The 11987-nt window shown below is 65.6% G+C and carries 15 protein-coding genes; 10 read left to right on the forward strand and 5 right to left on the reverse strand.

Annotated features, from left to right (window positions below; genetic code table 11):
- Positions 1-19 precede the first annotated feature (19 nt).
- The 9 genes from K3172_RS04260 to pal all read left to right on the forward strand — a co-directional run bounded on the left by K3172_RS04260 (position 20) and on the right by pal (position 5387).
- Positions 20-181, forward strand: a complete 162-nt coding sequence (locus K3172_RS04260) for a hypothetical protein (RefSeq protein ID WP_221587277.1) — start codon at positions 20-22, stop codon at positions 179-181.
- A gap of 35 nt (positions 182-216) precedes the next feature.
- Positions 217-531, forward strand: coding sequence for a phosphoribosyl-ATP diphosphatase (locus K3172_RS04265; RefSeq protein WP_221587279.1), 315 nt, complete (start codon positions 217-219; stop codon positions 529-531).
- Positions 531-911 carry a histidine triad nucleotide-binding protein gene (locus K3172_RS04270; protein WP_221587280.1) on the forward strand — a complete coding sequence of 127 codons (381 nt, stop codon included), beginning with the start codon at positions 531-533 and terminating at the stop codon, positions 909-911. Before K3172_RS04265 ends, K3172_RS04270 begins: the two co-directional genes overlap by 1 nt.
- Positions 912-982: 71 nt before the next feature.
- A complete protein-coding gene (locus K3172_RS04275) occupies positions 983-1435 on the forward strand; it encodes a YbgC/FadM family acyl-CoA thioesterase (RefSeq protein ID WP_221587282.1) in 453 nt (150 codons plus the stop codon).
- Positions 1432-2130 carry a protein TolQ gene (gene tolQ, locus K3172_RS04280; RefSeq protein WP_221587284.1) on the forward strand — a complete coding sequence of 233 codons (699 nt, stop codon included), beginning with the start codon at positions 1432-1434 and terminating at the stop codon, positions 2128-2130. The genes K3172_RS04275 and tolQ overlap by 4 nt, the downstream gene beginning before the upstream one ends.
- On the forward strand, positions 2131-2610 hold the full coding sequence (locus K3172_RS04285; RefSeq protein ID WP_221587286.1) for an ExbD/TolR family protein: 480 nt from the start codon (positions 2131-2133) through the stop codon (positions 2608-2610).
- Between the two features lie 9 nt (positions 2611-2619).
- Entirely contained in the window at positions 2620-3423 is an 804-nt protein-coding gene (locus K3172_RS04290) for an energy transducer TonB (RefSeq protein WP_221587288.1), read from the forward strand.
- Complete coding sequence (tolB, locus tag K3172_RS04295; RefSeq protein ID WP_425594700.1) at positions 3393-4802, forward strand: Tol-Pal system beta propeller repeat protein TolB; 1410 nt, start codon at positions 3393-3395, stop codon at positions 4800-4802. The genes K3172_RS04290 and tolB overlap by 31 nt, the downstream gene beginning before the upstream one ends.
- A gap of 75 nt (positions 4803-4877) precedes the next feature.
- Positions 4878-5387 (forward strand): peptidoglycan-associated lipoprotein Pal, encoded by a 510-nt coding sequence (gene pal / locus K3172_RS04300; protein WP_221587292.1) that lies wholly within the window; start codon positions 4878-4880, stop codon positions 5385-5387.
- Positions 5388-5470: 83 nt separating this feature from the next.
- Here the strand turns inward: pal and K3172_RS04305 are convergent, their stop codons facing one another.
- Positions 5471-5620 (reverse strand): hypothetical protein, encoded by a 150-nt coding sequence (locus tag K3172_RS04305; RefSeq protein ID WP_221587293.1) that lies wholly within the window; start codon positions 5618-5620, stop codon positions 5471-5473.
- Between the two features lie 156 nt (positions 5621-5776).
- Between K3172_RS04305 and K3172_RS04310 the strand changes: the two genes are divergently transcribed.
- Positions 5777-6310, forward strand: coding sequence for a J domain-containing protein (locus tag K3172_RS04310; protein ID WP_221587295.1), 534 nt, complete (start codon positions 5777-5779; stop codon positions 6308-6310).
- 6 nt (positions 6311-6316) lie between these two features.
- Here K3172_RS04310 and K3172_RS04315 read toward each other — a convergent pair whose 3' ends face one another.
- The 4 genes from K3172_RS04315 to K3172_RS04330 all read right to left on the reverse strand — a co-directional run bounded on the left by K3172_RS04315 (position 6317) and on the right by K3172_RS04330 (position 11906).
- Positions 6317-8149, reverse strand: a complete 1833-nt coding sequence (locus K3172_RS04315; RefSeq protein ID WP_221587297.1) for a DUF1963 domain-containing protein — start codon at positions 8147-8149, stop codon at positions 6317-6319.
- Between the two features lie 51 nt (positions 8150-8200).
- Positions 8201-8932, reverse strand: a complete 732-nt coding sequence (locus K3172_RS04320; RefSeq protein WP_247717920.1) for an ATP-grasp domain-containing protein — start codon at positions 8930-8932, stop codon at positions 8201-8203.
- A gap of 152 nt (positions 8933-9084) precedes the next feature.
- Complete coding sequence (locus tag K3172_RS04325) at positions 9085-10347, reverse strand: cystathionine gamma-synthase family protein (protein WP_221587298.1); 1263 nt, start codon at positions 10345-10347, stop codon at positions 9085-9087.
- A gap of 146 nt (positions 10348-10493) precedes the next feature.
- On the reverse strand, positions 10494-11906 hold the full coding sequence (locus K3172_RS04330; RefSeq protein WP_221587300.1) for an SLC13 family permease: 1413 nt from the start codon (positions 11904-11906) through the stop codon (positions 10494-10496).
- Positions 11907-11987: the final 81 nt, after the last annotated feature.

Genomic DNA, 11987 nt, shown 5'->3' on the forward strand with positions numbered 1-11987 from the left:
CGGGTGTAAAGGGCGCGGGATGACCAACCAGATCATCTCCCTCTCGGCCCAGTTCGCCGATCTCGGCGGGCCTGCCGGCATTGCCGCGCGCCTGACCGAGCCGAGCGGACTGACGATGATCGGCCTTGCGCTCGCGGGGATCGTGGTCGGTCGCTTCCTGCTCAATCGCAGCAGCCACTGATTGCACCGCCGCCCCGTGCCGTGCATAGCGCGGGCATGGATACGCTCACGCGCCTAGAAGCCACCATCGCCACCCGTCGCGGTGCAGATCCCTCGACCAGTTATGTCGCCCAACTGAACCATCGCGGCCTGCCCGTCATGGCGCGCAAGCTGGGCGAGGAAGCGGTCGAAACCATCACCGCAGCCCTCGCGGGAAGCCGCGAGGAACTCGTCGGCGAAGCGGCCGATGTGCTGTTCCACCTGATGGTGCTGCTGGGCGCCAAGAACGTGAGCCTTGCCGAGGTGCTGGCCGAACTCGACCGGCGCGAAGGCACCAGCGGTATCGACGAGAAGAATTCGCGGAGCGCATAATGCCGATCGACCCGACCCAGCCCTATGACGATAGCAATATCTTCGCGAAGATCCTGCGCGGGGAAATCCCCTCGACCAAGGTGTACGAAGACGAGTGGGCCTATGCCTTCGAGGACATCAACCCGCAGGCCGAAGTGCATATGCTGGTGATCCCCAAGGGTCGCTATGTCAGCTGGGATGATTTCAGCAAGCATGCTCCGGCAGAAGAGATTGCGGGCTTCATCCGCGCTGTCGGGACGGTCGCGCGCGACAAGGGGCTGGTCGAGCCCGGCTATCGCATGATGGCCAACATCGGCGCGCATGGCGGGCAGGAAGTGCCGCACCTCCATGTCCATATCTTCGGCGGGCAGCCGTTGGGCCCGATGATCCTGCGGCGCTAGTCGCTCAGAATACCCGCTTCGTCGTTTGCCGTTGCGGGGCGACTCGGCCCTCGGCTAGAGGCGGGGGACGCATGACCATGCCCAACCCCCCAGACGGAGTGATCGACGGCAGCCGCCACCTGTACGCGGTGCGTGTCTATTACGAGGACACCGACCTCTCGGGCATCACCTATCATGCCAACTACCTGCGCTGGTTCGAACGGGCGCGCAGCGACCTGCTGCGCCGGCTCGAGATAGACCAGCGCGCGGCGATCGAGAGCGGGGGCGGCGCCTATGCCGTCAGCGAACTGACGCTCAAATACCTGCGGCCCGCGAAACTCGACGACGACGTGCTGATCGAAACCGTCTGCACCGAGTTGCGCGCCGCATCCTGCCGCATGCGCCAGAAGGCCTTTCGTGGCGACGAACTCCTGGCCGAGGCACACTTGCGCGTCGGCTTCGTTTCCCCAGAGGGCAAGCCGATCCGGCAGCCCGACGAATGGCGCGCGGCCTTCGCGCGTTTTGGCACCCAAGAGGACCGATGACGACACTTTCCATGCTTGCCGCCGCGGCCCCGACCCGGCTCGATCCCGTCCAGCTGTTCCTCGACGCGGACATCGTGGTGCAACTCGTCATGGCGGGCCTGCTGCTCGCCAGCGTCTGGGTCTGGACCATCATCGTCAGCTTCAGCCTCCGCATGGCGACCCTGCGCAAGCGCACCATCGCCTATGAGACCGATTTCTGGCAGGCGGACAATTTCGACCGCTTCACATCCGAGCGCGGCAACAAGGATATTCCCGCCGCGCGCGTCGCCCAGGCTGCGGTGGCCGAGTGGCGCAAGTCGACCAAGACCGCAGTGCGCGACCCCGAAGCGCTGCGCGGACGGATCGCGACTGCCATGGACAGCCAGATCGCGCTGGAAGCCGACGATATCGCCGAGCGCCTGAACTTCCTCGCCACGGTCGGCGCGGTTGCACCATTTGTGGGCCTGTTCGGGACCGTCTGGGGCATCATGAACAGCTTCTTCCAGATCGGCGCGCAGGAAAGCAGCTCGCTCGCCGTGGTCGCGCCCGGTATTTCGGAGGCGCTGTTCGCCACGGCCATCGGCCTGTTTGCAGCCATTCCCGCGGTGATCGCCTACAACCGCTTTAGTCACCGCGTAGACCGCTACGAAGCGCGGCTGCAGCGCTTCGCCGACAAGCTCTCGGCCACCTTCAGTCGCCAGCTGGAGGCGCGCTGAATGGCGATGGGAATCGCCTCTGGCGGAGGGCGCAGGCGGCGCGGGCGCGGCGGCGGTCGCCGGCCGATGTCCGAGATCAACGTCACGCCGCTTGTCGATGTCATGCTGGTGCTGCTGATCATCTTCATGGTGACCGCACCGCTGCTGACCGCAGGCGTGCCGATCAACCTGCCCGACAGCCGCGCCGCAGCCCTGCCGCAGGAGCAGCAGCAGGTGACGATCAGCATCGACGAAGCGGGCTATGTCTATATCGACGACAACCAGGTCACAGTCGGAGGTCTTCCCGAAGCGCTGGCCGCACTGCCGCGCACGGGCGAAGGGCCGGATATCACGCTGCGCGCCGACCGCGCGCTCGATTACGGACGTGTCATGGCGGTCATGGGAGAGCTCAACCGCGCCGGGCTGAACCGCATTTCGCTCGTGACGAGCAGCGCGGGTGCCGGCGCGCCGGTCAACGCCCGTTCATCGGACGAGGAATAGCCGGTAACCATGGAGAGGACAGGCATCAGGGCAGAGGAACGCACGGGGCTGATCGTTGCCGTGGCGCTTCATCTCGCGCTGCTCGCCGCCCTCGTAATCCGTGCCATGCTGCCGCAGCCGGTATTCGAAAAGCCGGCGCGCATGACCGTCAGCCTCACCGAAGACGTCGGCCTGGAAGATACCGCACCCGAACCCGTGCCTGAGAGTCGCGCAGCCGTCGCTCCGACGATGTCCGATATCCCGGCACCCTCGCCGCAGGTCGAACAGCCGATCCCGCGCGAAGTTGCGCCCCCGGTGCCGCGCGTGCAGTCGACGATCCCTGCGCCCCGTGCGCAGCCGCGCGAGACACGCCGCCCGGATGCGCCGCGGACGCAGGCGCAGCCACGCAACCGCGAGCGCAGCGGCGGATCGCGCCTCGGCGACAATTTTCTCGAGGGTGCCGGTAGCAGCACGAGCACGAACGAGACCCGTGTGCCCGCCTCGCGGATCGGCGCGAGCGCCAAGGCTTCGCTCGTCCAGGCGATCGCGCGCAGGATCAAGCCGCGCTGGGAGCCGCCAAGCGGACCCGAGGTAGAGAAAATCACTACCTATCTGCGCTTCCGGCTCAATCCTGACGGCAGCCTAGCCGGCCGACCCGAGATGATCCGCCAGACCGGCGTGAACGACACCAACCGTGCACAGGCGAACCGGCATGCCGAACAGGCAATCCGCGCGGTCCAGCTGGCTGCCCCCTTCGACGACTTGCCGCCCGAATATTACGAGGCCTGGAAGCTCGTCGGCCCATTCGGTTTCGACTGGAGACTGTCCCAATGAAGTACGTAATTCTGGCTACACTCGGTTTTCTCGCGGCACCTTTGGCTGCGCAGAACCAGGATCTTGGCCAGCCCGTCCCCGAAGGCGGCGAGGTCGAGACGGTCGATGGGGGCGAGGGTTTGACCGGCTCGGTCAGCTTCGAAGGCAATCTCGACGACCTCGGGATCGCGATTCCCGGCTTCGCTACCGACGCTGACGTGCCCACACCGGCCAATTCCAGCGGCACTGCTGCGCTGGGCAAGGAACTCGCCCGGGTCATCACTGCCGATCTCAGGAACAACGGCCTGTTCAAGCCGACCGGGCCCGATGCCCTGCCGCAGCCGCGGTTCGCCGAGATCACCGCGCCGAACTACCCGACCTGGTCCAACCGCGGCGCGGAAATGCTCGTCCACGGTTATGTCCGTGCGCGCAGCGACGACAAGCTGACGGTGGGCTGCTATCTCTACGACATGGCGCTCGAGCAGCAGCTGGTGCGCGAAGGCTGGGTGGTCCAGCCGGCCGACTGGCGCCGCGCGGCACACAAATGCGCCGACCTCATCTATTCGCGCCTCTCCGGCGAGAGCCCGTTCTTCGACAGCCGCATCGCCTACATCGCCGAAACCGGCCCCAAGGATAACCGGACGAAGCGGCTCGCGATCATGGACAGCGACGGGGCGAACCACCGCTTCATCACCACCGGCCGTTCGACCGCGCTGACGCCGCGCTACTCGCCCGATTACAAGAAGCTGTCCTATCTCAGCTACGTCGACGGCAATCCGCGCATCTATGTCTACGACATCGGCACCGGTCGGCAGACGCTGGTGACGCAGAGCACCAATCCGACCTTCGCCCCGCGCTGGAGCCCGGATGGGCGGTGGATCCTCTATTCGATGGCGGTCAACGGCAATACCGACATCTACCGCGTGCCGTCGACCGGCGGCGAACCGCGCCGCCTCACCGATACGCCCGGCATCGATATCGGCGGGTCCTATTCGCCCGACGGCAGCCGGATCGTGTTCGAAAGCGACCGTTCGGGCAGCCAGCAGTGCTATGTGATGGACGCCGACGGTACCAACCAGCGCCGCATCAGCTTCTTCGGCGGGCGCTGCGCCACGCCCGAATGGAGCCCGCGCGGCGACCAGATCGCCTTCACCAATGCGAGCACTTTCAACGTCTCGGTCATGACGCCGTCGGGTGGCAGCGTACGCACTCTGACGCGTGGCTGGCAGGACGAGGCGCCGACCTGGGCGCCCAACGGCCGCATCATTCAGTTCTTCCGCACCGAACGGAACAGCGGCAAGACCGGCTTGTGGCAAGTCGACCTCACCGGCGAGAACGAGCGCCGCCTGGCGACGCCTGTCGACGGTTCGGACCCGGCGTGGGGACCGATCCTGCCGTAAGTGCATTGAAAGCTTCAGGGGATGGATTCGGGGGGGCAAACCGAGTTGACCACGCTGTTTAAAAGGGGACAGCCTATGAATACCCGCATTGCAACAGGACTGATGCTTGCTTCGACCATCGCGCTCGGCGCGTGTGCCAAGAAGGCACCGGAGGAACTGCCGCCGCCGCCGGTCGAGACCGCCACGCCGACGCCCACAGCACCCACCGGACCGAGCGTGGGAACGCAGCAGCACTTCGTCGATGCCGTGGGCGTGACGAACACGACTGTCTATTTCGACACCGACCGGTACAACATCGACGCCGAGGATTCGGCCAAGCTGCAGGTGCAGGGCCAGTACTTCAGCCAGTATCCGCAGCTCAATTTTACGATCGAAGGCCATGCCGACGAACGCGGCACGCGCGAATACAACCTCGCGCTGGGTGAACGCCGCGCCAATGCCGCGAAAAACTACCTGGTCTCGATCGGTATCCCCGCCAACCGTATCCGCACGGTGAGCTACGGCAAGGAACGTCCGGTCGCGCTGGGTTCGTCCGAGTCTGCCTGGGCGCAGAACCGCCGCGCCGCCACGATCGTTATCAACTAGGCTTAGTCATTCAGCCAGCAACGAAGAAGGGCTCCCGTCACGATGGGAGCCCTTCAAACTGTCGCTTGGGGGGATGGGACTGGTCAGCGACCGATAGTGAGTCCAACCAGCGGAGTCGCGCCGGGACGGTCCGCAGGCAGCTCCACATCGGAACCGCCGAAGGCCACCGCGAACACGAACACCGCCATAAGCGCGGTGCTGATATGGGCGGACAGGGACAGTTGCTTGCTCATGCTCTCTTCTCTGGCGGTGGCGATTGGCAGGGTCGGGTTAACAAAACTTACTGCAACGCAACATTTCACATTGAAACTGGTTCCCCAAGCTTGCGCGAAACGCCAGCGCGCCTAGATTGACCGCCATGCCACTTCGACAAACGACTTTTCCCGGCCATGCCTAAGGCCCGGCGCTCCAACGACTGGGGTTTCCCGCGCTGGCGCGGCTACGGCTCGTCACGGGAGGCGACCAGCGTGCGCATCTGCGACCGGCATGGTTGCGACGAGCCGGGCGACTGCCCTGCGCCCAAGGCCCCGAACAGCCCGGATCGATGGTACTTCTGCCAGAAGCATGCCGCCGAATACAATTCCAAGTGGGACTATTTCGAAGGCCTCGACAAGGCCGAGAAGGAAGCGCGCGCGAAGGCCGAACGCAGCGAGAATGCGGGCTATGCCGAGGCGCAGCATTATGGCTGGGCTGGCAGCGGCGACGGTTCGCGCAGCCGCGACGAGATGCGCGCGCTCGACCTCCTGGAACTGGAAGCGGATGCCGACTTCCCGGCGATCAAGAAGGCCTGGCGCGAAAAGGCCAAGCTGGTTCACCCCGATGTGAAACCGGGGGACAGCGATGCAGCGGCCGAGTTCCAGAAACTGCAGGTCGCCTACGAGGTGCTCAAGGTGGCGGAGGAGCGCCGCGAGTGGAAGGGCTGAAGCGCCTCAATAGGCGCTGATCACTGCTTTCACTTCGCCGAACTTGCGTGCGGCGAGGTCCGCTGGACGGATCAGATATTGCAGCACCCCTTCGCCGAAATGATGGCCCAGCGCATCGCGCGAGGATAGCTCGAGCAGGAGGATGTGGTCGTCAACCAAATCCTCGACGTAGCCCTGCACGTAGCTTGCGGGGCCGAGCATGCGCGGAGGATCGGGCGCGAAGACCTGCCGGACGATCGCCAGCTCGCCTGCCGCCTTGCGCTCTTCGTAGACCTTCGCAGCGTCGGGGATCGACCAGTCGGGATACTCGAGCCGGTCATAGGCATGCGCGATGGCATGGCCGAGCGAATTGCGATCGATCCATTCGCGAGGGATCGCCTCGACCGCGACGCTGCCGTTGCCGAGGCTGAGGTTCACCGACGCCAGCGTCGTGTCGCGCAGGTTCAGGCGGAACACCGGTTCGAGCTGTTCGACCCACTGCCATACCTGCAGCGAAAGGTCCGGATCGACCCGTCCGGTCGAGCACTGGTGCCCGGCGAACTCGTAGAGTTCCTTTGCCTGTTCGAGCCATTCGGAAAGCCGTGCGGCTTTCTGCTCTTCGGTCAGATCGGACAAGGTACCCGGGCGGCGGGCAAGCCGGAAGCTGGTGAGTTCGTCGATGGCTTTCGCGGCAAGAACCCGGATCGCGCCGAAATCGTGGGGGAAGGCCTCGAAGGGGCGATCGAAGGGGGACAATTTTTCGTCCGGCCGATGCGTCCAGAGCGGATCGCCGAGCGAATCCTGCGCGGCGAGCAGCCGCTCCGCGAGTTCCTCGCCGCCGCCCCAGAACCAGCGCTCTTGCGGGTCGTCGCTCTGGGGGGCAGGGAAATCCACCAACACCGGAGCAAAGGGGAAGTGCGGCATCAGCCGGGGGACGAAGCGGTCCGGATCGTCCACCTTGGCGGTGCATCCCGCCATCTGCCAAGCGCCCTGGTCTTCATGCACGGGGCCCAAGTCCCCGGGCGGGTGGATCTGCACCCAATCGTCCCCCGGGCCCGGCACGTGGAGAAACCGGAAGCCGTCGTCCTTCCCCCAGCGGAAGTCGAGGAAGAAATAGAGCGCGCCGCTTTTCGGAAACAGGCCGGTCGGGTCGATTGCCGCAAGGTCGGTACAGTCCCACTGCATCATGAAATGCAACGGCCGTCCATCCGCGCCACGGGGCCATGGGAATCCTTCGAAGGCCACCGGTAGCCCTCCGTAAAAGGACAGGCCCGCGCCTGGTTTGGGCGGATAGAGCTCACGCAACACGATCGCGTGCGCCCGCGCGGTCGATATGTCCGATGGCAGCGGGCCATCGTGGGGCGGAGGCGGCGCATTGGCCTCGACAATTCCGGTGAGCAGTGCCGCATAATCGTCCGTGTCGGCGGGGCGCGCATCTTCTGCTTCAGGCGACCCCTCCTGCGCGCCAAGAAGAATGGCGATTTCGCCCTTGGTTTGAGCCTTCTGGAGCTCATCTTCGCCGGCTGTAGTCCCTTCGACCGGCATAGCGAACGCACGGCGACGAGGCGGCGCAGCCGCCATCTCGGCCTCGACTGCGTCGTCTGCGGCCTTCGCCTCGCGCGCCATCCGGCGCTTGCGCAACTGGTTGAGTAGCGCCGCCGGCAGGATCGCACCGATGACGAGCGCTGCGGCTGTGACACCCCCAATCACGTCGACGACGAAGTGCAGGAAGCCGGTCAGCGGCTTTCCTTCCCACGGCAGGCCCGGAAGGCTGCCGAAATAGAGCGTCGCTGCAAAGATCGCCGCGCCTGCAAGGCAGGCTGCTGCGATCTCGAGGAGGGAGTAGTCACGCCATTCCATAACCGCCTCATACTCCCCAAGCGTTGAAGAAGACTTGACTTCGAAACAGCCTCACAGGTGCATGCGGACAATCGCCTTCGCCAGCAGCTCGCCCAGATGCGGCCCCTGCTGCGGATAGAGATACGGCTCGATCATCTCCGCCTCCATTACCGCGAGTTCGCCGGTGGGCAGGCGCGCCATGTCGATCCGGCAATAGAGCGGTGCGGGAAACGGCAGGGCGGCGACTACCGCCCGAGCCGTATCCAGATCCTCGGCTGTCGGCGCGTAGTCGCACTCGTAGCCGCCGTAGAGCGACTGGATGCGATACTCGCCCTCGGCGGCCCGCTTGAGCACGCCGTGGCTGAAATGGCCGTCGATGAAGAGGAAGGTGTATTCTCCTTCCTCGACCACGCTGGGCAGGAACGGCTGGACCATGCAGGGGCGGCCCATGCGCCAGTCCGCTTCGGGCAAAGCGGCGCGGCTGAAACTGTGCTGGCCGAGGCCGCCCGCGCCCACCTGCCGTTTCACCACGAGCCGGTCGGTCGCGAACTCGTCCATAGCCGCAAGCACGCCGGCGCAATCAATGTCCTCGCGCCAGAGGGTCGGGACAATCGTCGCGCCGCGCTCTGCAAGGTCGCGTAAATAGCGCTTGTTCGCGTTCCAGCGCACGACCTCGGGCGGGTTGCACACTGCAATGCCGCGCGTGGCAAGCGCCTCCAGCCGGGCGAGAAACTCGTTTGGATGATCCTGGTAGTCCCACGCGGTGCCGAGCAGGACCATGGCCATCGTGTCGAACTGCTCCATCGGCGCGCGCCAGTCGATCTCGACCAGTTCCAGCCCTGCCTCCGCAAAGGCAGGGCGCAGCGCTGCGACTTCGAGATCGTGCTCGAACGCGTCTCCCCGGCGCGGGCCTGCGCCGGGGAGGGTATCCGCGCAAGCTAGGAAGCCGATGCGGGTCAGACCGCCTCCAACGCCTGTTCGAAGTCGGCGATAAGGTCGTCCGGGTCCTCGATGCCGATCGAGATACGGATGAGGTTGTCGCCGATGCCCAGCGCCGCCTTGCGCTCGTCGGGGACCGAAAGATGCGTCATCGAGGCCGGGTGGCTTGCCAGCGTCTCGGTCCCGCCGAGGCTGACCGCGAGCTTGGCGATCTTCAGAGCGTCGAGGAAGCGGAAACATTCCGCCTCGCCGCCCCTGAGCAGCAGCGAGAAGGTCGATCCTGCGCCGAGACAGTGGCGATCGTAAATGTCCTGCTGCCGCGCATCCTTGATCATGCCGAGATAGCCAAGGCCTTCGACCTTCGGGTGCTTAGACAGGAATTCACAGACCTTCGCCGCATTGTCGCCCGCCCGCTGCATGCGCAGTTCCACGGTCTCGAGGCTGCGGCACAGCATCCACGCGGTGTTGGGATCGCAAATGCCGCCCATGGTGTTACGCAGCATCCGGACGGGATCCATCCACTTTTTCGCGCCGGCGATGCTGCCTGCGACGAGGTCCGAATGGCCGCCGACGTACTTCGTGAGCGAGTAGCAGACGATATCCGCGCCATGCTCCAACGGACGCTGCCACAGCGGACCGAGGAAGGTGTTGTCGATCGCGATCGGGCAGTCGAGGCCGGCCGCATCGACCGCGGCGCGCACCGCTTCGACATCGACCAGCGCATTGGTCGGATTGCCGGGGCTTTCGAGGTAGACCATCGCCACCTTGCCACCGTTCTCCGCCGCCTGCGCCTTTGCCCTGTCCAGCACCGCATCGATCTGCTCTCGCGTCGCACCGGCGGGGAAGTCGACATAGCTCACGCCCCAGCGCGACATCCACTTGGCGACGAAACCTTCGGTAGCGGCGTAGAGCGGGCCGGAATGAACGATCACGTCGCCTTGGCTGGCATAGGTCAGCAGGAGCACGCAGATCGCGGTCATCCCGCTGGAGAAGCTCAGCGCATCCTCGGCCCCGTCCCAGATCGACAGGCGGTCTTCGAGGATTTCCTGGTTCGGCGCGTTGAAGCGCGAATAGACGAGGCCGTCCGCGCCGCCCGGGCGCTTTCCGGTGATGCCTTCGAAATGGCGCTTGCCGTCCGCAGCGCTGGGAAAGGCGAAAGTGCTGGTGAGGAAGATCGGAGGCTTCAGGCTGCCTTCGGAAAGGACGGGGTCGAAACCGTGGCCCATCATCAGCGTGCTGGGCTTGAGGGGGCGGCCATTGATCGTGGTGGCGTCGCTCATGGGGCGAGCATCCTTCCTGTATCGTCGCTCCCAGGAAGGCGGGAGCCGATAGGGTTGCCGGGGCGCCCGTTCCTAACCTCCGCAGGAACGCTTCTCCGCCGCAACCTGGATTACGCGCGACCGATTACGAAGCGCGCTGCGGAAATTCAAGCGGCAAGACCGTGCATCCCCCACACAACGCCCACGATCATCAGGATGCCGAACAGGTCGAGCAACAGGCCCGCCTTGACCATCCGCTCGATCCTTATGCGTCCGGTCGACCAGGCGATCGCGTTGGGGCCGGTTCCCGCGGGCAGCATGAAGCCCCAGCTGGCAGCCAGCGCGGCAGGCATGGCGAGGAGGATGGGGTCGGCCCCGAGCGCCACGACGAGAGCGGCGACCACCGGGATGATGCCGCTGGCGGTGGCGACATTGCTGGCGAATTCCGTGATCAGCACGACCATCGCAATTACCGCTATGGCAACGAGCACCAGCGGCCAGGCTTCGAGCGGCAGCAGCGCCTGCCCCAGCCAGTCGGCGAGGCCGCTTTCGGCCATGCCCGCCGCCAGCGCCAGACCGCCGCCGAACATCATGATCACGCCCCAGGGCGCGCGATTGGCTTCGTCCCAGGTGAGCAGCGGACGGCCGGTCCCGTCGGGCAGCAGGAAGAGCGTAAGGCCCATCAGAATGGCGATTGTCCCGTCGGTCAGCGAGCCTTCGGGAAGGAAAGGCGCAATCCACATCTGCCCCATCCATAAGAGAAACGTGACCGCGACCACCGGAACGAGGCGCTTTTCGGCACTCGACCAGGCGGCATGGGTGTCGATCGCGGCGCGCGCCTTCCGGGCATCGAAGGGGTGCTCGCTCACTTGCTGCACTCGCGCGACCAGATAGGCGGCGAGCGGCACGCCGATGATCACCACGGGGAAACCGTAGAAAGCCCACTGCGCAAATGTGATGCGCGTGCCCGTCAGCGTATCGAGCAGGCCGACCGCGATGGCGTTGGTGGGCGATCCGACCAGCGTGCCGAGCCCGCCGATGCTCGCGGCGAAGGCGATGCCCATCGGGAGTGCGCCCGAAAGCCCCTCCGTTTCGCCATCGTCAACTCCTCCACCGACGAGCACCGCGACCGCCATCGGCATCATGATCAGCGCGGTCGAGGTGTTCGAGATCAGCATCGACAGGATTGCTGCTGTCCCCATGAAGGCGAGCAGCACGCCCGCCTGCCCGCCGCGCCCGCCGACGAGGCGCAACAAGGCGAGCGCGAGCCGCTTGTGCAACCCGGTTCGCTCGATGGCGAGTGCGATGAAAGCGCCACCGAGGATCAGGAACAGGATCGGCGAGTAATAGGCGCTCGCCGTGGCCTTGGCATCCATGACCCCGGCAAACGGCAGCACGAGGAACGGCATCAACGCGGTGGCGGTCAGGGGCAACGCCTCGGTCATCCACCAGGCCGCCATCAGCACGACGAGACCGGCGACAACAAACGCCTCCCGGCTCATGCCTTCCGGAGTTGGCAGGACAATGCTCAGCAAGAGCGCTGCGGCACCCAGTAGCAGCCCGATGGTCTTGGCAGTCACGACGGCGCGATCCCCTCTCGCCTGCGGGTGCTACCAGCGCCCCCGGCGCGGCGCAATCGCCGCGCTTGCAGGCATGGCGCA

This window comes from Qipengyuania proteolytica (assembly GCF_019711565.1).
Taxonomy (GTDB): domain Bacteria; phylum Pseudomonadota; class Alphaproteobacteria; order Sphingomonadales; family Sphingomonadaceae; genus Qipengyuania; species Qipengyuania proteolytica.